We start from the raw sequence: 22,116 nt of genomic DNA, 5'->3' as shown, positions 1-22,116 counted from the left end.
CAGCAGCCACCACGGGGAATGAACAGGAGTGTCCACATGGGCTTGCCAGGCTGCCCACACCAGGAAGGATGCGCGTCACTGAAAGCTCGTACCGGTACCTGACGTCCGTGTCGCCCTGGGTTGGCCCCTGGGTCGGGCACGAGTTGCTTTCGGACGAAAGTAGCGATGCCTAGTACGGCAACGGCAAGACCTACGAATACGCCCACAACAGCAACGGCGACCGCACCAGCGTCAAGATCGGCGGCACCGTGTCGGCCACCTACCGCTACGACCCGTACGGCAACGGCACGACCACCGACGAGTACGACCTCAGCCAGACCAACCTGATCCGCTACACCGGCGGAACGTACGACCTGACCACCGGGTTCACCAAGCTGGGCCAGCGCTGGTACAACCCGACGCAGGGCCGCTTCACCCAACAGGACAACCTCAGCTCCATCGGCAATCCTGAACACGACAACCGGTACGCCTACGCCGGCGACAACCCGTTAAGCTACATCGAGCCTGAGGGAGAAAAAACATCTGGACCGGTGTCAGCATCGTAGGCGCAGCCATATTGGGCGCAGCGTTCGCTCCTGCCGTCATCACGGGCGTCGCGCTCACTGCGGCCTTTGCGGGCGCCGGAATGGTCGGCCTTGCCGGCGGCGCCTTCATCTGAGGCGGTATCGAGGATTGCAAAAATGATGGAGACTGTTGGTGATTCACAAAAAGCTAATTCTTGCCATCGGCGCTGGCGCAACTGGAGGAATGCTGTTCGCCGCGTGGATCTGGCCAGAAGACAGAAGCGAATCCCCTGTTGAAACAATCCTTCTGGTCGTAGCCGGAGTAGGGCTATCTATACTATTCACTGCCGTCATAATCTCTCGCCTCAAGCAGCGAAAGCGCTAGTCGAGCCCTGAGGAAGTATAGGGTTCGAACTGTGGGCCGGATTCCATGGAATTCGGCCCACAGTTCGAGTCGTCCGACCAACCCCATGAGCGCAGCGACTTAACCACAGGCGGCAATAATGTTACTTCGGGGTGGTCGAAGTGCAGCAGCGCGGGGACGACTGCCAAGATCTTGCTGATTCGCCACGAGGGCTGCCGTCGCCCCGTTGAAAACTGTTGCGCCGTCGCGAGCTGGCCGCCCTCTATGCCTGGCACAACCCGAACACAGGGCCGATTCACTCAGCAAGACAGCCGGCAGCCCCATCGAGGACAGCCGCTACACCTACGCAGGATATAAGCAGAGTGGTGGCGATAGGCTCGACGGGCAGTCGCTACTACTGGGCGCAGTTGTCGGAATTTGATTGAGCCTCGCTTTGACGGGCGCTGGCCTGCTCGTGATTGCAGTAGGGGCGATTGGCGGATGCGTCGGTGGCATGGTATCGAGCACAGTATCGCAGGAAGGAAATGTCAGCGCAGACGGACTTGCGTTCAAATGCATGATCGGTGGAGCTATGGGTATCGTGGGTGGCGTCTTTGCGAAGGGAGGATTCAGAGGCGGTGCCTAATAGTTCAGGACCTGATTCGTCCACACGCGCACCAATCATTTTACTCTGGCTCGCTGCATGCGCAGTTATCGTCATGCTGGCGGTAATTCTATATCCCGCAGTCGAGATTCTCTCATTAATTCCAGGCTGCTTCGTAATTGGAGCACTAGCATGGGCATGGCATCGACGAAGGGGCAGTCCTATTGAAACGATTTCCAAGTCGTTCCCCAGACGGGCCGTCGCTCTCGGCGGCCTCCTCCTTGCCGGGTCGCCGGCCAGTGTCATGATTGATGTCGCGCGCGGAAGGACAGGCACTTCCTATATCACTGGCATCTGCTTGTCGATAAGTTCGGCACTGTTGATGGCCGCAGGAATTCTCGCTCTCCGGAAAGACAGTTAGAACGTGCCACGGGTGACGGCGCGGGGTGGGTTGCACAGAATCAACCCCCGCGCCGCCACTCCCGTCCCAACAATCTCACAGCCCTCCCGGCGGCCCTCACCAAGGTGTCCCGGAAATGCCGCCACCGAGAGCAAGGATGGCGACTCCAAAAACAATGGGGACTGCTGGCGGCTCACCATAAGTTCCTTCTGGCCGCAGGCGAGATGGGTGGTACGACTGTGACCGGTGGCGCGGCCGCCCCTGCGCTGGTTGCGGCGGGGATTTCTCTCGGTGGAGCTGGAGTAGCTTTGAGTATCGGCGACATGTCCGGCAACTGCTAGCGGAGCACGACTTACTTCGGGCGGCCTGGCTTCATACGCCGGGCCGCCCGCCTGAAAGGTTTGCGCGTGAATAAGAAACGAAACGCTCGATTGATCCTCACCTTCTCCGCCGCACTGGTGATGACCGGGGGCCTGATTGGCACCCTAGGGTCCGATAGCACTCAGAAAATCGGCATGGCGACTCTGGCAGTCGGATGTGTGGGCGCTATAGTCGGTTCAATTATTGCCTCTTCTGCACCAAAAGCTTGAAAGGCAGCAAAAGGCAGTGTAGTGATCTCAAAATTCAACGCCGAGCCGATCGAAATGGCACAGGCACCACACCCTTTGTGGACAACACTGGACAAGGGCGTCAATCCATCGGCAGGCAAGGACGTTACGTAATCGCCAAGGATCCTCCGACTTGGGATTGGCAGAATCCTCGGCCTGCTTGGAGGGCAAGGCCCTATCCGGCGTCGTCGACGAGCAGTCCGCGCAGGACGCTGCGTACCGTCGTCTCGAAGAGGTCGCGGGGTGCGGGCGGTGACGGGGGTGCGGCGAGGGCGGCCGTGAGGTTCGGGAACGCCGCCACGTCGATCCCGGCGAAGCCGGCCGGCGGCCCGGCGGACTCCCGGCGGGCGAACAGCGACGTCACCCCGGTCATCATGGCGATCGCCTCGAACTTGGTGACGGTGGACGCCGGCACCGGCCGCAGGATCGCCAGGCAGTGGTCGAACCAGGCCAGGCTCTGCGGGCCGGGGGCGGTCGGCCGGGGCAGGATCTCCACCAGCCACGGATGCCTGCGGTAGAGCGCCAACTGGCGGTGGGCCAGGCGCAGCATCGCGTCGAGCCAGTCACCGCTGCCGTCCGGGTACGGGCGCAACTCCCCCGCCGCCCGGTCGACCATCAGGTCGAGCAGGTCGTCCCGGGAGGACAGGTAACGGTAGAGCGAGCCGGCTCCGGTGTGCAGGGCGGCGGCGACCGCCCGCATCGAGACCGCGCCGATGCCGTCGGCGTCCGCCATCGCGATGGCGGCGGCCACGATCTCGTACCGGGAGTGCGTCGGGGCGGGACCGCGCAGGCCCCGCGCCGGTCGGGACCAGAGCTGCGGACGCCCTGGCTCATCGGGTGAGGACACCGTTACACTCTAACTGCGAACGTCGTTCGCGGTTTCCAGGGGGAGGACGAGATGGAACAGGACTGGAGCGTCCAGCGGGTGCCGGCGGCCGACGGTGCCGAGATCGTGCTCCACTCGGTCGGCAGCGGGCCGGGCATCGTGGTCGTGCACGGGGGCGGCGTCACCATCGACATCTACCGGCGGCTGGCGCTGCGGTTGGCCGACCGGTTCACCGTGCATCTCTACAACCGGCGCGGGCGGGCCGACGCGGCGGCCCGTGCCGAGCCCTACGACGGCGAGCAGGACGTCGCCGACCTCGGCAGCGTGCTGACCGCCACCGGGGTCCGCAACGTGATCGGCCACAGCGGCGGCGGCTTCGTGGCCCTGCGCGCCGCCGCACGCGACCTGCCGATCGAACGGCTCGCCCTCTACGATGCGGCGATCCAGGTCAACGGCCTGTTCCCCCTCGAATGGGTGCCCGCCGCGCGGAAGGCGGCGCAGGCGGGTGACATCGCCCGCGCCCTGGCGATCACCGGCGGCGGCCTCAACACCCACTCGCCCGCGTCACGCCTGCCGCTGGCCGTCCGGACGACCCTCTGCCGGCTGTTCCTGCGGACCCCGGTCGGGCGCACCATGGGCGAGCTGCTGCCGACCACCCTCGACGAGAGCGCGCTGATCCAGCGGCACGACGGGCAGCCGGAGCAGTGGGCCGGCGTCACGGCCGAGGTGCTGCTGGCCTGCGGCGGGGCCGGCCCGGCCTACTACCGGCCGATCAACGAGGCGTTGGCCGGGGTGCTGTCGCACGCCCGCACGCTGGTGGTGCCGCGCGCCAGCCACGACGCGCTCAACCGCGCTCCGCAGCACCTGGTGGACTCGCTGGCCGGGTTCTTCACCGCGCCGGCCACCACGCCGCCGACCCGTTCGTGAGGGCCGGCACCTCCCGCTCCGTCCTGGTACCGACCCCCTGGCGCGGGAGGTGCCGGAGGCGGGCTGGCAGAACACGTCCCTGGCGGTGCTGAGCCGCGCCGGCTTCACCGGAGAGGAACTGGCACCGTCGCCGCGGCCGCCGCCCGCCCCCGGGACTGACGGTGCCGGTGACGCCGACCCCGCCGCCCCGGGGGTCAGTGCGTCCAGAAGGTCACCGGGAGGGCCTCGACGTCGGTCGCGGACCGTTCGAGGAGGGCCGCCACGGGCAGCAGAGCGGTCGCCGCGACGTCCCCGGCGTCGGCCAGATGACGGATCACGTCCGCCTGCCGCCGGGCCCGCTGCGGTACGGCGGCAGCGAACCCGCCCCGGTCGCCCGCGTAGCCGTACGCGTCGAGCAGCAGACGCAGCCGGCGGGAGCGGCTCGCGCAGGTCGTCGTCGCCCACCGGGCTGCCGTCGCGCGGTGCGGCCAGCGGCACCCAGGTCAGCGCCGAGAACGCCAGATCCCACTCCCGGGACGACGGGCCGGCGGTGTCCCAGTCACAGAACCCGACCAGCCGGTCGCCGTCCACCACCGCGTTGTACGGGGAGGCGTCCTGGTGCCCGACGACCAGCCCGGGGTCCATCGTGCGGCCGACGAACCAGCACTCCTCCGGCGGCGGGGTGAAGCCGGCGGTCAGGTCGTGGACCCGGCGCAGCCACCGGCCGACCTGGACCAGCATCGCGTCCGACGTAGCCCAGTCGGGCCAGGGCTCCCGGCCGCCGATCGTCTCCCCCGGCAGGTAGCTGAGCATCTCGCGGCCCTGGTCGTCGAAACCGAGCGCGCGGGGAGCGGCGTCGAACCCGGCGTCCTGAAGATGTCGCAGCACCGCGTGCACCGTGGCCGTCCACCGCGACGCCCGCTTGTGGACGACACCGTCGATCAACACGGCACCGGTGGTGTTACCGCCGGGCAGCACCTCTTCACGCATCTGCCCGGTATACCGGGGTCCGCGACCCCGGCGACACCGAATTTCGGACGACCGCGCCCGGCCATGGCCCGACTGTCAGGCCCCTGTGTTCGAATGCCGGCATGCACATCGTCGTCTGTGGCGCACTCGTGGTGGACGACACGGTCCTGCTGGTACACCGCAGTCCGGCCCGCCGGGCGTACCCGGATCTCTGGGACCTGCCCGGCGGCCACGTCGAGGCGGACGAGTCCGAACGCCAGGCCCTCGCCCGTGAGCTGCGCGAGGAGGTGGGCGTCGAGATCGTCGCGGAGTCCTGCTCCCGGCTGGGCGACCTGCGGTCCGGCAGCGGCGAAAGCGCGGTGAACGTGGCTGTCTGGCACGTCGGGGCCTGGCTCGGCTCCCCCACCAACCGTGCGCCCGCCGAGCACGACGCCATCGCCTGGGTCAGGCTCAGCGAGCTGGGCGGCCTTCCTCTCGTCCACGGTGGCCTACCGGCGCTGCTGGGTGCCTTGAACGGGCCGCCCGCCTCACGCCTAGTCGAGGAGGTGACGTGACGGAAGGTAGTCGATCTTCGTGTCGGCGTAGACGCCGAGCGTGCCGTCGTCGAGGCACCTCAGGCCGACGCTGATCCAGCGCACCTCGCCGTCGGCGTGGAGCGCATAGCCGACCGCGACAGCGAACTCCTCACCCCCGCAGGGGCAGGAGCAGGAGTCGTGACACGTCTCGTTCCAGTAGTCGGCGCTGTCGCCGATGAAGGCGACCGCACCGCAGGCGAGGCAGGTCCGCCGGGTCGCCTCCTCCTCGTCGATGTCGACGCGGAAGGCACGGCCGTCGCAGCCGCCGCACCGGGACTCCACCACCGTGGCCACCGGGTAGCCGCCCGCCGCGAAGTAGCGGAGGTAGTCGGCGAGGTCGTCGACGTTCTCCCCGCGCCACAACTTCCCGGACCTGTCGAGTGCCATCCCGGCATTCTGCCCGGTACCGGCGGTGCGGGCGACCTCGGCCGGTCCACACACAGCCGGCGGTGCGGGCGACCTCGGCCGGTCCACACACAGCCGGCGGTGCGGGCGACCTCGGCCGGTCCAGACCTAGCCGATGGCTTCCCGGTGGCGACGGCGGCGGACCGCCATCGACTGGAGCCACCTCCACCGGAAAGAGCGTCCGCCCACCCAGCCGGCAATGCCCAGCACCGTGAGGTCGGTGTCAAGCGGGAGACCTTCATGCCTGTGCGTCATGAACATGCCTGACAGGAATATAGCTCTCCAAGAACTCACCACCCCACGCACCAACACCCCGACGATCTGCACCCCTCGTACAGTCACCACCTCGATCAGCGGCTACCGGGGCGATCTTGGTGGCAAACGGCCCCCTGGGGGGCCGAAATCCTCCAAGATCTCCCCCGGGGTCCGGTGTCAGTGGGAGGCGTCGGTGGCGTGGGCCGGCCACGACTAGCCGTGCGACCCCGACCGGGCGGGCAGCCGGGCACGCGGGCGGGCCGGGCAGGCGGGCGGGCCGGGCAGGCGGGCGGGCCGGGCAGGCGGGCGGGCCGGGCAGGCGGGCGGGCCGGGCAGGCGGGCGGGCCGGGCAGGCGGGCGGGCCGGGCAGGCGGGCGGGCGGCTGGGCGGCTGGAGGGCTGGGGTCAGTCGACCTCGACGACGACCAACTCGCCGACCTGTTCGCCGATCTGCCGGCGGCCGTCCGCCGGCAGCCCGGCGTCGGTGATCAGCAGGTCGGCCTCGGCCAGCGGGGCGATGGTGGCGATGCCGATCGTCTCCCACTTGGTGTGGTCGGCCAGCACCACCAGGTGCCGGGCCGCGCCGATCAGCCGCCGGTTGACCGCCGCCTCCAGCAGGTTGGGGGTGGTGAACCCGGTGCGCGGGCTCATCCCGTGCACGCCGAGGAAGAGCAGATCGACGTTGAGCGCACGGATGGCCGCCTCGGCCACCGGCCCGGTCAGCGCGTCCGACGGGGTACGGATGCCGCCGGTCAGCACCACCGTCTGGTCGACGCGCGGGTTCTGGTAGAGCGCGTCGGCGACCGGGATCGAGTTGGTCACCACGGTCAGCCCGGGGACGTCGCCGAGCAGGGTGGCCAGCGCGGCGGTGGTGGTGCCGGCCGACAGCGCGACGGCCATCCCGGGCTCGACCATCCGGGCGGCCCGGCCGGCGATGGCCCGCTTCTCGTCCTGCTGGCGGATCGACTTCGCGGCGAAGCCGGGCTCCTCGGCCGACCCCGGTCCGGCCAGGGTCGCCCCGCCGTGCACCTTATCGACCAGCCCCCGCTCGGCGAGCACCTCCAGGTCCCGCCGGATCGTCATGTCCGAGACGCCGAACCGGCTGACCAGGTGGCTGACCCGCACCCCGCCGCGCTGCCGGATCAGCTCCAGGATGGCGTTCTGCCGTTGCTGAGCGAGCATCGGACCTCCCAACCGCGCGGACGAGGGAACGGTACGCAGGTCAGGCCGCTGCGGCCGGGGGTGGTTCAGCCGCTGGGACCACCCCGGTCGCCGCCCGCTCCTCGCGGACCACCGCCACCTCCCCGGCGGGCACCCGCAGCGCCCCGCCGCAGGGCTGGCCGGTGAGCAGGTCGGTGCCGGTCACGTCGAGGGTCACCTCGCCCTCGGTGTGGTTGACCACGAACAGCCAGGACCGGTCGTCGGCGCGGCGACGGACCACCTCCACGCCGGGCGGGGCGGCGACCGGCGGCCGGACCCCGGCCCCGGCGAGCAGCCGGGCCACCAGTGCGTCGGTGGCCGGCTCGTCCAGCCGGGTGGCCAGGTACCAGGCGGTGCCGTCGCCGACCCGGTGCCGGGTGAGCGCGGGCACCCCGGGCAGGGGTCCGTCCTCGTAGGACGCCACCACCTCGGCGCCCTCCGGGTGCAGCCACTCGGTCCAGACGTCGGCGGTGGACCCGTCGTCGAGGGTGACCCGCTCACCGGCCAGCAGCGGGAAGAACTCCTCGGTACGTACCCCGAGCAGCTCCCGGAACGCGCCCGGGTAACCGCCGAGCCGGATGTGGTCGTGCTCGTCGACGATCCCGCTGAAGTACGTCACCAGCACCGTCCCGCCCCCGGCGACGTACCGGCGCAGCGCCTCGGCGTCGGCGTCGCGGACCAGGTAGAGGGTGGGGACGAGGACCAGCCGGTAGCCGGACAGGTCGGCCGACGGGTGCACCACGTCGGCGGTGACCCCGGCCCGCCACAGCGCGTCGTAGAGCGCCCGCATCCGGTCGGTGTAGGTGACGTCGACGCTCGGGTGGGAGTCCAGCTCGACCCCCCACCAGGCTTCCCAGTCGAACAGGATCGCCACCTCGGCCTCGACCCGGCTGCCGCGTACCTCGGCCAGGGCCTTGAGGTCGGCGCCGAGCCGGCAGACCTCGTCGAAGACCTTGGTGTCCGGGCCGGCGTGCGGGACCAGCGCGGAGTGGAACTTCTCCGCGCCGGCCCGGGAGGCCCGCCACTGGAAGAAGAGCACCCCGTCGGCGCCGCGGGCCACGTGGGCGAGGCTGTTGCGGCGGAGCTGGCCGGGGGTCTTGGCGACGTTGCGGGGCTGCCAGTTGACCGCGCTGGTGGAGTGCTCCATCAGCAGCCACGGGTCGCCACCGGCGACGCCCCGGGTCTGGTCGGCGGCGAACGACAGGCCGAGGTGGGCGTTCGGGTCGGTGACGGTCAGGTAGTGGTCGTTGGCGACCAGGTCCACGTCGGACGCCCACGAGTGGTAGTCCATGTGCTTCACGCCCATGCCGACCATGAAGTTGGTGGTCACCGGCTGGCCGACCCGCCGCTTGAGCACCTCCCGTTCGGCGCGGAGCTGGGCGCGCTGGGCGTCGGAGGAGAAGCGCAGGAAGTCGAGCTGCTGGGTGGGGTTGGCGAAGGTGGGCGCGGCGCGCGGCGGGTTGATCTCGGCCCAGTCGTGGTAGCGCTGACTCCAGAAGGTGGTGCCCCAGGCGTCGTTGAGCCGGTCGAGGTCGCCGTACCGCTCGCGCAGCCAGCCCCGGAACGCCTCGGCGCTGACGTCGCAGTAACAGTGCACGTTGTGGCAGCCCAGCTCGTTGGAGACGTGCCACATCACCACGGCGGGGTGCTCGGCGTACCGGTCGGCGACCGCCTCGACCAGGGCCAGCGAGCGTTCCCGGAAGATCGGCGAGCTGGGGCAGTAGGCCTGCCGGCCGCCGGGCCACAGCACGGCGCCGTCGGCGGTCCGGGGCAGCGTCTCGGGGTGCCGGTGGGCCAGCCACGGCGGCGGGCTGGCGGTGGCGGTGGCCAGGTCGACCCGGATGCCGCCGGTGTGCAGGACGTCGAGGGCGCGGTCGAGCCAGTCGAACTCGTACCGCCCGGGGGAGGGTTCGAGCAGTGCCCAGGAGAAGATCCCGACGGAGACCAGGGTGACCCCGGCCCGGCGCATCAGGGCCACGTCGTCGGTCCAGACCCGCTCGGGCCACTGCTCGGGGTTGTAGTCGGCGCCGAAGTGGATCCCGTCGCCCTGCCAGCTGCCGTGTTGCCGCATGAGAGCAGAGCGTGCCCCTACCGGACGATCAAGTCAACACTTTCCAACATCGGTCGATTTTCCAACGTTTACCTGTTGGATCGCCTGTCAACGCTCGGATATCGATCCGGAGCTGCCCTCTTGACAGCGCGGCACGGACGGGTAGCTTCAAGCGCCACCGGGAGTTTGTGTTTGCCCATGTTGGTTCTCGGTGGATCTATGTTGGCATTCCCGAACCACCCTCCCCCACCATCACTGACGGCCCTCGGGCGCAGCGCACCTCTTCATCCGCAGGAGGCACCATGTCCCGTCCCCGCACCCAAGCCGAGTACCTGGCCCGGCTCGTACCGCCCTCCGTCGCCGGCATCGGCCGACGCTCCCTGCTCGCCGGGGCCGGCGCGGGCGCGCTGCTCGGCACCGGGCTGCTCGCCGGCTGCGGCTCCGACTCCGACTCGGGCAGCGACAGCAAGGAGGTGTCGGTCGGCTCGAACCAGTCCGACCCGCAGCCGAAGGCGGTCATCGCCAAGGTGATGGACGGGTTCACCACCGCGTCCGGCGTCACTCCCAAGATCAACACGGTGGACCACAACACCTACCAGGAGAACATCAACAACTACCTCCAGGGCAAGCCGGACGACGTGTTCATGTGGTTCGCCGGCTACCGGATGCGGTTCTTCGCCGCCAAGGGCCTCACCGGCGACATCAGCGACGTGTGGGGCAAGCTCTCCGGCTACTCCGACGCGTTCAAGAAGGCGTCCACCGGCGACGACGGCAAGCAGTACTTCGTGCCGTCGTCGTACTACCCGTGGGCGATGTTCTACCGCAAGTCGGTCTGGAAGCAGTACGGCTACCAGGTGCCGACCACGCTCGACCAGCTCACCGCCCTCAGCACACAGATGAAGAAGGACGGCCTGACCCCGATCGCCTTCGCCGACAAGGACGGCTGGCCGGCGATGGGCACCTTCGACATCCTCAACCTGCGGATCAACGGCTACCAGTTCCACGTCGACCTGATGGCCGGCAAGGAGGCGTGGACCTCCGACAAGGTGAAGAAGGTCTTCGACACCTGGAACGGCCTGCTGCCGCTGCACCAGCCGGACAGCCTGGGCCGCACCTGGCAGGAGGCCGCCCAGTCGTTGCAGCAGAAGAAGAGCGGCATGTACCTGCTCGGCCTCTTCGTCGCCCAGCAGTTCGGCAACGACGAGCAGGACGACATCGACTTCTTCACCTTCCCCGAGATCGACCCCGCCATCGGGGCCAAGGCGCTGGACGCGCCGATCGACGGCTACATGCTGGCCCGCAAGCCGAAGTCCGAGGCCAACGCCAAGAAGCTGCTGGAGTTCGTCGGCTCGAAGGAGGCCGCCGACATCACGGTGAAGAACGACCCGACCACCCTGGTCGCCAACAGCGGCGCGGACACCAGCGGCTACACCGCCCTGCAGAAGAAGGCCGCCGAGCTGGTCGGTTCGGCCACCGAGATCGCCCAGTTCCTCGACCGGGACACCCGGCCGGACTTCGCCTCCACGGTGATCATCCCGGCGCTCCAGCAGTTCATCAAGAACCCCAGGGACATCGACGGGCTGGTCAACAGCATCGAGAACCAGAAGAAGTCGATCTTCACCAGCTGACGGCGAGAGGGGGAGGACCGTCGTGTCCGACCTGCCCCTGATCCAGACGGATCACGCCGTGGCGTCGCCGGCCCCGACCGCCCCCGTACGGGGTGGTCGAGGCCGGCGGTTACGGCTCCTGTCCCGTACCGACCGCGTGGTCATCACTCTGATGGTGGTCGTACCGCTGCTGCTGGTGGTGGCCCTGGTCTGGCTGCCCGCGCTGGCCACCGTGGCGCTCTCCGGCACCGACTGGGACGGCATCGGCCCCCTGGGCGAGATCGACTGGGTCGGCACCCGCAACTACTCCGACGTGATCAACATCTACCCGCCGTTCGTGCCGGCGATGCAGAACAACCTGCTCTGGCTGGCCGCGCTGTTCGTGGTGGCCACCCCGTTCGGGATGTTCCTCGCCGTGCTGCTCGACAAGGAGATCCGGGGCAGCCGGTTCTACCAGACCGCGCTCTACCTGCCGGTGGTGCTCTCGCTGGCGCTGATCGGCTTCGTCTGGCAGCTCATCTACTCCCGCGACCAGGGGCTGCTCAACGCCGTCCTGGGCAGCCAGACCGACTGGTACGGCGACCCGAACGTCAATATCTGGGCGGTGCTGGTCGCGGCCGGTTGGCGGCACGTCGGCTACATCATGCTGCTCTACCTGGCCGGGCTCAAGGGCGTCGACCCGTCGCTGCGCGAGGCCGCCTCGGTCGACGGGGCCTCGGAGACCAGCACCTTCTTCCGGGTGGTCTTCCCAGTGCTGCGGCCGATCAACATCATCGTGCTGGTGGTGACGGTGATCGAGTCACTGCGCGCGTTCGACCTGGTCTGGGTGATCAACAAGGGGCGCAACGGCCTGGAGCTGATCTCCGCCCTGGTCACCCAGAACGTGGTCGGCGAGGCGAGCCGGATCGGCTTCGGTTCCGCCCTGGCGACCATCATGCTGGCCGTGTCGCTGGTCTTCATCACCATCTACCTGGCCGTCGTCATGAGGGAGAACCGGCGATGAGCGCGTCGACCACCACCCGTGCACCGGTGTCGGAGCCGGCGGCAGAGCCGGCCCCGCGCCGTCGGCCTTTGCGTCCCGCCCGGGTGGTGCTGCACCTGTTCCTCGGCGCGGTCGCCGTCGGCTGGCTCTTCCCGATCCTCTGGGCGGTGCTGACCTCGCTGCGCTCCTACGAGTACACCGCCACCAACGGGTACGTCTCGTTCGGCGGGTGGACCCTGGACAACTACGTCACCGCCTGGCGGACCGCCGAGTTCGGCAAGCACTTCCTCAACTCGGTCTACATCACCGTCCCGGCGGTGCTGCTGACGCTCTTCCTCGCCTCCTGCGTGGCGTTCGTGATCGCCCGGTTCAGCTGGAAGCTCAACATCGTCCTGCTCGGGCTCTTCACCGCCGCCAACCTGCTGCCCCAGCAGGCGCTGCTGATCCCGCTGTTCCGGATCTTCACCGAGGTCCCGCTGCCCGAGTTCATGAGCGACTCCGAGCTGCTCTACGACAGCTACTGGGGTCTGATCCTGGTCAACGTCGCCTTCCAGTGCGGCTTCTGTGTCTTCGTGCTGAGCAACTACATGAAGGCGCTCCCCCGCGACCTGTACGAGGCGGCCATGGTGGACGGGGCGAGCATCTGGCGGCAGTACTGGCAGGTGACCATGCCGCTGTGCCGGCCGGCGCTGGCGGCCCTGGCCACCCTGGAGGTGACCTGGATCTACAACGAGTTCTTCTGGGCCACCGTGTTGATGCGCACCGGCGACAAGTTCCCGGTCACCAGCTCGCTGAACAACCTGCGCGGCGAGTTCTTCACCGACAACAACCTGGTGTCGGCCGGCTCGGTGCTGGTCGCCGTCCCCACCCTGGTGATCTTCTTCCTGTTGCAGAAGCAGTTCGTCAAGGGCCTGACCCTGGGGGCGTCCAAAGGCTGACCCGCCCGCCGCCCGCCCCACCGGCACTGGCACTGGCACTGGCACTGGCACTGGCACTGGCACTGGCACTGGCACGACGCTGGGGTATCCGACTGCGTGGGGGGCATGGATGACGTGAGAGCGATATGCCTGGCGGGCATAAATATGACCACCAGGCATATCGCTCTCACCCGAATGATGTCCCCCTGGCCGCCGCAACGACAGTGACGACGCCGCCGTCGTGCCCGTACCGCCGACGTGCCCGTACCGCCGACGTGCCCATACCGCCGTCGTGCCGTACCGCCGACGTGCCCCGATCCGGAGATGAACGCCATGACCCTTCCCACCGTGCTCCACCTGCGCCGGGGCCGCACCAGCCTGGTGCTCGACGCGCGCGGCCCGGGGCTGCCCCGGGTCGCGCACTGGGGGGCCGACCTCGGCCCGGTGCCCACCGACGACCTGCCAGCCCTGGTCGACGCCACCGTGCCGCCGGTGGTGCCGAGCAGCTTCGACGCGCCGACCGTGCTGTCCCTGCTGCCCGAGGCGAGCGCCGGCTGGAGCGGCCGGCCCGGCCTCGCCGGCCACCGCGCCGGCCGGGACTGGTCCACCGCCTTCCGGCTCGACAGCCTCGACGTCGACGAGGAGGGGGACAGGGACGAGGACGTCAACGGGGACGACGGGGACCGGGACGACGGGGACGACGCGGCGCGGGTGACCGTGCGGGCGTCGGACCCGGGCGTCGGGTTGAGCCTGACCGTCGAGCTCACCCTCGACCCGACCGGGCTGCTGACCCTGCGGCACCGGCTGCGCAACGACGCCGACCAGCCCTACGAGGTACGCGAGCTGACGCCGGTGCTGCCGGTGCCGGCGGTCGCCACCGAACTGCTCGACCTGACCGGGCGCTGGTGCCGCGAACGCGCGCCGCAGCGGCACCCGTGGCCGCTCGGCGCCTGGGTCCGCGAGGGCCGGCACGGCCGCACCGGGCACGACGCCACCCTGCTGCTGGTCGCCGGCAGCACCGGGTTCGGCTTCGGCCACGGCGAGGTGTGGGCGGTGCACACCGCATGGAGCGGTGACCACGTGACCGCCGCCGAACGGCGTCCGACCGGGGAGTCGACCCTGGGCGGCGGGGAACTGCTCGCCCCGGGCGAGATCGTCCTCGGCCCCGGCGACGAGTACGCCACCCCGCTGCTCTACGCGGCGCACTCCACCGCCGGGCTGGACGGGCTCAGCGACGTGCTGCACACCCACCTGCGCGCCCGCCCGGGACACCCCGGCACACCGCGCCCGGTCACCCTCAACGTGTGGGAGGCGGTCTACTTCGACCACGACCTGGACCGGCTGCGGGCGCTCGCCGACCGGGCCGCCGAGGTGGGGGTGGAGCGGTTCGTCCTCGACGACGGCTGGTTCACCGGCCGCCGGCACGACCGGGCCGGCCTGGGCGACTGGCAGGTCGACGCCGAGATCTGGCCCACCGGGTTGGGACCGCTCGTCGACCACGTCCGTGGGCACGGCATGCAGTTCGGGCTCTGGGTCGAACCGGAGATGGTCAACCCCGACTCCGACCTGTTCCGGGCCAACCCCGACTGGGTGCTCACCGCGCCCGGCCGGCTGCCCCTGCCGTGGCGGCACCAGCAGGTGCTCGACCTGGTCAACCCGGCGGCGTACGCGCACCTGCTCGGTCGGCTCGACGCGCTGCTGACCGAGTACCCCGGGATCGACTATCTCAAGTGGGACCACAACCGGGACCTCACCGAGGCCGGGCACGCCGGACGGCCCGGGGTGCACGCGCAGACCCTGGCGGCCTACCGGTTGTTCGACGAGTTGCGGGCCCGGCACCCGCGCCTGGAGATCGAGAGCTGCTCGTCCGGCGGCGCCCGGGTGGACCTGGAGATCCTGCGGCGCACCGACCGGGTCTGGGCCAGCGACTGCAACGACGCGCTGGAACGGCTGTCGATCCAGCGGTGGACCGGCCTGTTGCTGCCCCCGGAGCTGATCGGCACACACATCGGCCCGGGACGCTCGCACACCACCGGTCGGGTGCACGACCTGGGCTTCCGGGCGGTCACCGCGCTCTTCGGCCACCACGGCATCGAGTGGGACATCGGCGCGATCAGCACCGCCGAGCGGGCCGAACTGGCCGCCTGGGTGGCCCTGCACAAGCGGCTCCGGCCGCTGCTGCACACCGGCCGGGTGGTCCGGCTCGACCACCCGGACCCGGCCGTGCAGGCGCACGGGGTGGTGGCCCACGACCGGTCCCGCGCGGTGTACGCGGTGTCCCGGCTGGCCACCTCCGTCACGCAGACCCCCGGGCCGGTCCGCCTACCCGGCCTCGACCCGGCCCGGCGGTACGCCGTCCGCCCGGCCGAGGGGGTGCCGGAGCCGGCCATGTTGCAGATCACCGCCCCCGGCTGGCTGCCCGCCGTGACGCTGGGCGGTGCGGTGCTGGCCACGGTGGGCCTGCACCTGCCGGCCCTGCACCCGGAGCAGGCGCTGCTGCTGGAGGTCGACGCCGTCGACTGACTCCGGTCTATCGGCGGGATGCGGTGGGCGTACCGGGAAGGCGGGTGGCCGGGTCCGTGCGGACCCGGCCACCGGTGGTGCGGAGGAGGTCAGCTCGCGGTGCAGGTCACCGTGGGCAGCGGGTTGCTGCCGTTCCAACTGCCGATGAAGCCGAAGGCGGTGCTGGCCCCGGCGCCGAGCCGGCCGTTGTAGTCGACGTTGCGGGCGGTCACCGTGCTGCCGCTGCTGCTCACGGTGGCGTTCCAGGACTGGGTGACGGTCTGGCCGTTGGCGAAGGTCCACCTCGTCGTCCAGCCGCTGATGGCCGCGTTGCCGGCGGTCACCCGCACCTCACCCTGGAAGCCGCCCTGCCAGGAGCCGGTGACCGCATAGGTCGCCGTGCAACCACCGGCCGGTGGCGGGGTGGTCGGCGGCGCGGTGGTCGGCGGCGGGGTGGTGGTCGGCGGAGTCGTGGGCGGCGTGGTCGGCGGGGTGGTCGGTGGCGGGGTGGTGCCGGAGTAGACCGACGCCTCCTTCGCGGTCGACTTGATGCCGTTGACCCCGTTGAAGATCCGCTGGCCCCAGGTGGTCAGGGCGGCCGGGTTGAAGTTGGTGGTCATGTCCAGGTACTCCACGCCGCCACCGTTGCCGCTCCACGACCAGCCCAGGTAGCCGATCCCGTTGGCCTGGGTGTACGCCAGGATGGCGTCCTCGTCGGGGTTGCCGTCGGAGTGGTCGAAGCCGAACTCACCGACCACGATGGGCAGCTTGGCGGTGCGGAACCGGCCCAGGTAGTCGCTGATCTCGGCGGCGGTGTCGAAGACGCCGTACATGTGGATGGAGAAGACGGTGTTCTTCTGCGGGTCGGCGGCGAACACCCCGGCCGCGTTGTCCCGCATGGTGAACGACCAGTCCTGACCCCAGTTCGGCGCGTCCACCATGATCGTGTGGGTGAGCCCGCCGGCCCGCAGCCGCTTGATGGCGTTGGCGTTGTCGGTGGCCCAGGTGGCGTACCCCTGGTTGCCGTACGGCTCGTTGCCGATGTTGACGATGACGTACCGCTCCTGGCCCTGAAGGGCGCTGGCGATGCTCAGCCAGTAGTCGACCGCCCGGTCCAGGGTGATCGCCCCGGCCTGCTCGCCGTAACCGGTGGTGTCGTGCACCTCCAGCACACAGATCAGCTTGTTGGCCTTGCAGAGCGAGATGACGTTGCTGACGTCGGCGGCGGTGTTCTTGGTCCAGCGGTCGCCGCTGGCCAGCACCACCCGCACGGTGTTCGCGCCGAGCGCCTTGATGTTGGCGAAGGAGGTGGTCTGCTGCGGGTACCAGGTGTGGGCGTGGTTGACGCCCCGCATGACGAACTCGGTGCCGTTGGCGTCGTACAGCTTGCCACCGGAGACCGTGAAACCGGCCGCGGCCTGGGCCGGCTGCCCGAACGCGAACACGGCGGTGAGGACGGTGAGCAGGGCGACGGCGGCGACGGAGAGTCGCTTCTTCATGGGTTTCCTCAGGAAGGGTCGACCCCGTTGCCCTGGCGGGGTGGCGATGCTGGTGACGGTGGCGCTCGACTGTAGCCCGACAGCCGCCGCCTGACTCCCTGGCCGCGTGCGGATCAGCGTAGGCCGATGGGATCGGGAAGGCAACCGGTTAAGTAACCGGGCTTTTCGCGGCGGATCCGGTGGCGACCCACGCCGGACGCGGGTCGCCACCGGGGGCCTTCATCCCCACCACAGGATGTGACACCACCAGCCTGAACCGGTTAAGTCGGAGGCTAGACGCTGGCACCGGCACCGTCAAGGGCGGCCCGCCGGACCGGCGGGCCGCCAGCGGTGGGCACCCCGTCGGGTGATGCGGCGGCGACCGAGGTTGACCGGCACCGGGCAGGGGTATCCGGTGACGATCGTCTCCCGGAAGGAGAAACCAGGATGGTCAGCGTCGGCTACACCCTGATGTGCGAACAGACCGGTCCCAAGCAGTTGGTCGACCACGCGGTACGGGCGGAGGCCGCCGGCTTCGACCAGCTGGTCATGTCCGACCACTACTACCCGTGGCTCGACGCCCAGGGCCACTCCCCCTACGCCTGGTCGGTGCTGGGCGCGGTCGCCCACGCCACCAGCCGGGCCGAGCTGATGTCCTTCGTGACCTGCCCGATCCGCCGCTACCACCCGGCCGTGGTCGCGCAGAAGGCCAGCACCATCGGCGTGCTGTCCGACGGCCGGTTCACCCTCGGCCTCGGTGCCGGGGAGAACCTCAACGAGCACGTGGTGGGTGGCTGGCCGCACGTGCAGCAGCGGCACGAGATGTTCTCCGAGGCGCTCCAGATCATCCGGCCCCTGCTCAACGGCGAGACGCTGACCTTCTCCGGCAACCACTTCGACGTCCCCGACGCCTTCGTCTGGGACCGGCCGGAACGCCCCGTCCCGATGGCCGTGGCCGCGTCCGGGCCGTCGTCGGCCGCGCTCGCCGCCGAGTACGCCGACGGGATCGTCGCCACCGAACCCGACTCCCGGATCATCCAGCTCTACGACGACGCGGGCGGCGCGGGGCAGCCCCGCTACGGCCAGGTGGCCATCTGCTACGGCCCGGACGAGGCCGAGTGCCGCAAGATCGTGCACGACCAGTTCCGCTGGTTCGGCAACGGCTGGAAGGTCAACGCCGACCTGCCCGACCCGGACGCCTTCGCCGCCGCCACCCAGTTCGTCCGGGAGGAGGACGTCGCCGAGGGCGTCCCCTGCGGCCCCGACGTCGAGCGGCACGTCGAGGCGTTCCGCGCCTTCGTCGACGCCGGCTTCACGCACGTGGCGATCGTCCAGGTGGGCGGGGACAGCCAGCCGATGTTCCTGGACTGGGCGCCGGAGCAACTGCTGCCCCGGCTCCGCGAACTGTGACCACGGTGGCCGGTCGGGACGGGTCGCGTACCGGTCCCGACCCGGACCCGACCGGCTCCGGCCCCCTGCGGCGTGCCCTCGCTGCACCGCGCCCGACCGCCGGCCTGGGTGGGGACACGGCGGCCCACCCGGCCGCCGGCCCGGATGGGGGTACGGTGCCGGCCCGCCCCACGGCCGGTGTCAGCCCGAAGCCGGACGTGCCCCGGCGGAGAGCGGCGCTGACCAGCGAGTTCCGCCTCGTCGACCGGCTCCGTACGCACACCCGGCGCAGCGTCGACCCGGACACCGGGACAGCACCGGTGGTGCTGGTGCACGGGCTGGCCGTCTCGCACCGCTACCTCACCCCGCTGGCCGAGACCCTCGGGACCACCCACCCGGTGTACGTGCCGGACCTGCCCGGCTTCGGGTTGAGCGCCCGCCCCGGCCGCGCCTACGACCTCCGGCGGCACGTCGGCCACCTGGCGGCCTGGCTCGACGCGTACCGGCTGCCTCCGGTCTGTTTGGTCGGGCACTCGTTCGGCGCGGAGGTGGCCGCCGCTCTCGCCGTCGCCCGCCCCGGGGCGGTCCGGGCGCTGGTGCTGGCCGGTCCGACCAGCGACCCGACCGCCCGGTCCCGCCGGGGGCTGGTCGGACGGTGGCTGGTCGACTGCCTGCGGGAGCCGCTCTGGCAGGTGCCGATCCTGTGCCGCGACGTCCTCGACGCCCGGCCCTGGCGGGTGGCCGCCACCGTCTCGCACTCGGTACGCCACGCGGTGGAGGCGGACCTGGTCCGGATCACCGCCCCCACCCTGGTGCTGACCGGGGAGCAGGACCCGATCGTGCCGCCCCGGTGGCGTGCCGAGGTCACCCGGCTGGTGCCGGACGCCCGACTGGTCACCGTGTCCGACGCCGCCCACAACGTGCTCACCACCGCCCCCGGGCGGGTGGCCGACGCGATCCGCGACCTGCTCGTCCCGACTCCGGCAGGGTGAAACCATGCGCTTCGGTGACACAGAGATCCGACCCCTCGGCGGCGGCCTCGGCTGCCTGCTGATGATCCTCTTCTCGGTACTCGCCTCGATCGTCCTGACCGTCCTGGTCAACCTGGTCCTCTGACGACGCGACCCGGCCGGCTCCGGCCACGCGGGCGGCCGGTGGCGGCCACGCCCCAGGCCCCACGGTCAGGATCACCGTTGCGCCACACCAGCCGTCCGGTCCTGCTCAGGCCGGGTCGAGGTCCAGTTCGGCGACGACCGGGTAGTGGTCGGAGGCGTACTCGGTGTCGCCGCCCCGGACCACCCGGACCGCCCGCAGCCGGGCGGCGAGCGCCGGGCTGCCGAACAGGTAGTCCAGCCGCATGCCGGAGAACTCGACACCGCCGCCGTGCCGGGTCGGCGCGGTCAGCCCGTCCTCGACCGGCCCGCCAACGGCCGTCGGATCGACCGGCCCGCCCGCACGGGTCCGCTCGGCCGGCCCGGCGGCGTGGTGGGTCCAGAGGTCGACCAGGCCGGCGGCGAGCAGCCGGGCCACCGCCCGGGTGTCCACCGTCCGCCCGTCGCGGCGCAGGTGCCGCCGCCGGTACGCCACCGGCAGCCGGGCCACCCGGTCGGTGTGGTCGGTGCCCGGGTCGAGGGTGTTCAGGTCACCGGCGAGCAGGACCAACTCCCCCGGCGCGCGGCGCAGCGCCCCGGCGAGCCAACCGGCCTCGATCCGCCGCCGCAGCCCGGTGTACGGGTCGAGATGCGCGCTGAGCACCGTGAGCGGGCCGGCGGTGGTGCCCAGTTCCACCCGTTGCGCCGCGTGGTGGAACGGCCGACGGACCGGCCCGGCGGACCGGGTCGGCCACGGCGGGCGGACCAGTACGGCCACCGGCTGGCCGAAGCAGGTGCGGGCCAGGTGCCCCCGCATCCCCACCCGGTCGGCGAACCCGGCCAGCGCCCCCGGCCGGTCGAAGCCGCGCAGCTCCTGCACGGCCAGCACGTCGGGGGCCTGCGCGGCGACGACCCGGGCCACCAGGTCCCGCCGGTCGGGGCCGCCACGGTCCCGACCTCCGGTCCTGATGTTCCAGGTCATCACCCGCAGCACGGCCGCAGCTCAGTCCGGCCGACCGGCCTTGGCCAGCTCGTCGTCCAGCTCGTCGACCTGTTCCGACTCGATCTCCGGGCGGTTGCCCTGCTCGACGTCGGCGTTGGGCCGGATGACCCAGTAGAGCAGGCCGATCCACAGGCCGCTGAGGATGAGCGCGCCCATGAAGTCGGTCGGGTGGTGCATCCCCCGGTACATCCGGGAGACCGCCACCCCGACCGGCATGATCACGGCCAGCGCCACGAAGAGCCAGCGCCACCAGCGGTCGGTCCGGACGAACACGATGATCGCGATGACCAGCCAGAGGCAGGTGGTCGCCGCGATGTGTCCGGACGGGAAGGACGAGGTGGGCATCTGCCCGTCCAGGTTCTCCACCGCGGGGCGGGGCCGGTCCACCACCCGGGCCGAGGCGAGGAAGAGGCTCAGCTCCCCGACGAGGGCCAGCACCACGAACAGCACCGGCCGCCACCGCTTCCAGACGGCCAGCACCAGCGGGCAGAAGACCAGCGAGACCATCAGGATGGCGTGGGTGTCGCCGAACTTGCTCCACCACCAGCTCAGCTCGGTGAGGAAGTCGGTGTGCCGGTCGGCGAACCAGCGCGGCACCTCGGTGTCCATGGTCGCGAAGACGGTGCCCTTGGCGTGGTAGCTGACGTAGCTGCCGAAGGCGTAGAGCGCCCCGAAGACGATCACCCAACCGACCAGCAGCTCGGCGACGGACGAGCGGGGGTGCTCCAGCACGTGCTCCTCGGCCGGGGCCGGGGTGATCTTGTCACCGGCCTCCGGTTCCAGCCCCTCCGTCAGCGGCGGCACCGGCCGGCCGCGCTCGCGCCGCCACAGCCGGAACGCGTACGCGGTGACCCCGAGCCAGGCCGCGCCGAGCAGCCAGCCGCCGAGCACGTCGGAGACGAAGTGCACGCCGAGCGCGATCCGGGTCAGCCCGACCAGCGCCACCAGTACGGCGACGATGGCGATCGCCGGCTTGCGCCACCGGGGCGCCATGGCCGGCAGGAAGACCAGCAGCAACGCCCCGTACGCGACGAACGAGCCGAGCGCGTGACCGCTGGGGAAGCTGTTGCCGGGGGCGCTGGCGACCGGCATGTCGACCACCGGGCGGAGCCGGCCGACCAGGGCCTTCAACGACGGGTCGAGGATCAGCCCGCCGACCCCGGTCACGATCAGGTAGACCGCCAGCCGGGACTGGCGACGGATCAGCAGGGTCACCACGGCGATGGTGACCAGCCAGATCAGCACCGGTCGGCCGCCCAGGTCGGTGACCGCCTGGAGCACGGTGACCAGCGCGTGGTGCGGCGCGACGAGCCCGTTGAACCACTCGGCCGCCTCGTGGTCGGCGTGGTACATCGGGCTCCACTTGAACCGGACGAGCATGAGCAGCAGCCCGAAGGCCACGCCCGCGCCGGCCACGGCCAGCAGGCCGACGACGCTCCGTTCGGCGAAATGGCCGAGCGGCCGTCGGGCCGTCGTGTCCTTGACCGCGGTCAACCCGCACCTC

Annotated in this window: 17 protein-coding genes and 1 pseudogene; 9 read left to right on the top strand and 9 right to left on the bottom strand. The window is 70.7% G+C overall.

The window, feature by feature from the left end; translation table 11 throughout:
• Nucleotides 1-248: 248 nt before the first annotated feature.
• A complete protein-coding gene (locus tag O7612_RS09880) occupies nt 249-545 on the top strand; it encodes an RHS repeat-associated core domain-containing protein (RefSeq protein WP_282272443.1) in 297 nt (98 codons plus the stop codon).
• Nucleotides 546-2,633: 2,088 nt separating this feature from the next.
• Here O7612_RS09880 and O7612_RS09875 read toward each other — a convergent pair.
• Nucleotides 2,634-3,305, bottom strand: coding sequence for a TetR/AcrR family transcriptional regulator (locus O7612_RS09875; RefSeq protein WP_282272441.1), 672 nt, complete (start codon nt 3,303-3,305; stop codon nt 2,634-2,636).
• Nucleotides 3,306-3,356: 51 nt separating this feature from the next.
• Here O7612_RS09875 and O7612_RS09870 point away from each other — a divergent pair, with 51 nt between their 5' ends.
• Nucleotides 3,357-4,211 carry an alpha/beta hydrolase gene (locus O7612_RS09870; protein WP_282272439.1) on the top strand — a complete coding sequence of 285 codons (855 nt, stop codon included), beginning with the start codon at nt 3,357-3,359 and terminating at the stop codon, nt 4,209-4,211.
• A gap of 194 nt (nt 4,212-4,405) precedes the next feature.
• Here O7612_RS09870 and O7612_RS09865 read toward each other — a convergent pair whose 3' ends face one another.
• Nucleotides 4,406-4,528 (bottom strand): hypothetical protein, encoded by a 123-nt coding sequence (locus O7612_RS09865; protein ID WP_282272437.1) that lies wholly within the window; start codon nt 4,526-4,528, stop codon nt 4,406-4,408.
• Nucleotides 4,529-4,745: 217 nt separating this feature from the next.
• Nucleotides 4,746-4,835: pseudogene (locus O7612_RS09860) on the bottom strand (aminoglycoside phosphotransferase family protein); the annotation flags it as partial.
• A 446-nt stretch (nt 4,836-5,281) separates the two neighbouring features.
• Here O7612_RS09860 and O7612_RS09855 point away from each other — a divergent pair.
• Nucleotides 5,282-5,713: an NUDIX domain-containing protein gene (locus O7612_RS09855; protein ID WP_282272435.1), complete on the top strand. Its 432-nt coding sequence runs from the start codon at nt 5,282-5,284 to the stop codon at nt 5,711-5,713.
• Here O7612_RS09855 and O7612_RS09850 read toward each other — a convergent pair.
• The 3 genes from O7612_RS09850 to O7612_RS09840 form a co-directional block, all read right to left on the bottom strand.
• A complete protein-coding gene (locus O7612_RS09850) occupies nt 5,693-6,121 on the bottom strand; it encodes a hypothetical protein (protein WP_282272433.1) in 429 nt (142 codons plus the stop codon). The genes O7612_RS09855 and O7612_RS09850 overlap by 21 nt on opposite strands.
• 677 nt (nt 6,122-6,798) lie before the next feature.
• On the bottom strand, nt 6,799-7,575 hold the full coding sequence (locus O7612_RS09845; RefSeq protein ID WP_282272431.1) for a DeoR/GlpR family DNA-binding transcription regulator: 777 nt from the start codon (nt 7,573-7,575) through the stop codon (nt 6,799-6,801).
• 40 nt (nt 7,576-7,615) lie between these two features.
• Complete coding sequence (locus O7612_RS09840) at nt 7,616-9,664, bottom strand: beta-galactosidase (RefSeq protein WP_282272429.1); 2,049 nt, start codon at nt 9,662-9,664, stop codon at nt 7,616-7,618.
• Nucleotides 9,665-9,945: 281 nt separating this feature from the next.
• On the opposite strand from O7612_RS09840, the gene O7612_RS09835 reads away from it, so the two are divergent.
• The 4 genes from O7612_RS09835 (at nt 9,946) to O7612_RS09820 (ending at nt 15,672) form a co-directional block, all read left to right on the top strand.
• Nucleotides 9,946-11,271: an ABC transporter substrate-binding protein gene (locus O7612_RS09835; RefSeq protein WP_282272427.1), complete on the top strand. Its 1,326-nt coding sequence runs from the start codon at nt 9,946-9,948 to the stop codon at nt 11,269-11,271.
• 136 nt (nt 11,272-11,407) lie between these two features.
• On the top strand, nt 11,408-12,253 hold the full coding sequence (locus tag O7612_RS09830; protein WP_282272426.1) for a sugar ABC transporter permease: 846 nt from the start codon (nt 11,408-11,410) through the stop codon (nt 12,251-12,253).
• Nucleotides 12,250-13,170, top strand: coding sequence for a carbohydrate ABC transporter permease (locus O7612_RS09825; protein ID WP_067314823.1), 921 nt, complete (start codon nt 12,250-12,252; stop codon nt 13,168-13,170). Before O7612_RS09830 ends, O7612_RS09825 begins: the two co-directional genes overlap by 4 nt.
• Nucleotides 13,171-13,482: 312 nt before the next feature.
• Nucleotides 13,483-15,672, top strand: coding sequence for an alpha-galactosidase (locus O7612_RS09820; RefSeq protein WP_282272425.1), 2,190 nt, complete (start codon nt 13,483-13,485; stop codon nt 15,670-15,672).
• Nucleotides 15,673-15,761: 89 nt separating this feature from the next.
• Here the strand turns inward: O7612_RS09820 and O7612_RS09815 are convergent, their stop codons facing one another.
• Nucleotides 15,762-17,150 (bottom strand): cellulase family glycosylhydrolase, encoded by a 1,389-nt coding sequence (locus tag O7612_RS09815; RefSeq protein ID WP_282272424.1) that lies wholly within the window; start codon nt 17,148-17,150, stop codon nt 15,762-15,764.
• 426 nt (nt 17,151-17,576) lie between these two features.
• Here O7612_RS09815 and O7612_RS09810 point away from each other — a divergent pair, with 426 nt between their 5' ends.
• Nucleotides 17,577-18,539, top strand: coding sequence for a TIGR03557 family F420-dependent LLM class oxidoreductase (locus tag O7612_RS09810; RefSeq protein WP_282272423.1), 963 nt, complete (start codon nt 17,577-17,579; stop codon nt 18,537-18,539).
• 197 nt (nt 18,540-18,736) lie between these two features.
• Nucleotides 18,737-19,510, top strand: coding sequence for an alpha/beta hydrolase (locus O7612_RS09805; RefSeq protein WP_282272421.1), 774 nt, complete (start codon nt 18,737-18,739; stop codon nt 19,508-19,510).
• 229 nt (nt 19,511-19,739) lie between these two features.
• Here O7612_RS09805 and O7612_RS09800 read toward each other — a convergent pair whose 3' ends face one another.
• Nucleotides 19,740-20,603 (bottom strand): endonuclease/exonuclease/phosphatase family protein, encoded by an 864-nt coding sequence (locus O7612_RS09800; RefSeq protein ID WP_282272419.1) that lies wholly within the window; start codon nt 20,601-20,603, stop codon nt 19,740-19,742.
• A gap of 9 nt (nt 20,604-20,612) precedes the next feature.
• Nucleotides 20,613-22,106, bottom strand: a complete 1,494-nt coding sequence (locus tag O7612_RS09795) for a phosphatase PAP2 family protein (RefSeq protein WP_282272417.1) — start codon at nt 22,104-22,106, stop codon at nt 20,613-20,615.
• Between the last annotated feature and the right edge of the window lie 10 nt (nt 22,107-22,116).

It is taken from the genome of Micromonospora sp. WMMD987 (assembly GCF_029581435.1).
GTDB lineage: Bacteria > Actinomycetota > Actinomycetes > Mycobacteriales > Micromonosporaceae > Micromonospora > Micromonospora rifamycinica.
Note: the sequence above shows the minus strand (reverse complement) of the source record. Positions and strands in the feature narration are given on the sequence as shown.

Excerpts from the sequence above, each read along its gene's own strand:
- O7612_RS09870 (WP_282272439.1), top strand. The coding sequence starts at position 3,357 with ATGGAACAGGACTGGAGCGTCCAGCGGGTGCCGGCGGCCGACGGTGCC.
- O7612_RS09855 (WP_282272435.1), top strand. The coding sequence starts at position 5,282 with ATGCACATCGTCGTCTGTGGCGCACTCGTGGTGGACGACACGGTCCTG.
- O7612_RS09850 (WP_282272433.1), bottom strand. The coding sequence starts at position 6,121 with ATGGCACTCGACAGGTCCGGGAAGTTGTGGCGCGGGGAGAACGTCGAC.
- O7612_RS09845 (WP_282272431.1), bottom strand. The coding sequence starts at position 7,575 with ATGCTCGCTCAGCAACGGCAGAACGCCATCCTGGAGCTGATCCGGCAG.
- O7612_RS09840 (WP_282272429.1), bottom strand. The coding sequence starts at position 9,664 with ATGCGGCAACACGGCAGCTGGCAGGGCGACGGGATCCACTTCGGCGCC.
- O7612_RS09835 (WP_282272427.1), top strand. The coding sequence starts at position 9,946 with ATGTCCCGTCCCCGCACCCAAGCCGAGTACCTGGCCCGGCTCGTACCG.
- O7612_RS09825 (WP_067314823.1), top strand. The coding sequence starts at position 12,250 with ATGAGCGCGTCGACCACCACCCGTGCACCGGTGTCGGAGCCGGCGGCA.
- O7612_RS09820 (WP_282272425.1), top strand. The coding sequence starts at position 13,483 with ATGACCCTTCCCACCGTGCTCCACCTGCGCCGGGGCCGCACCAGCCTG.
- O7612_RS09815 (WP_282272424.1), bottom strand. The coding sequence starts at position 17,150 with ATGAAGAAGCGACTCTCCGTCGCCGCCGTCGCCCTGCTCACCGTCCTC.
- O7612_RS09810 (WP_282272423.1), top strand. The coding sequence starts at position 17,577 with ATGGTCAGCGTCGGCTACACCCTGATGTGCGAACAGACCGGTCCCAAG.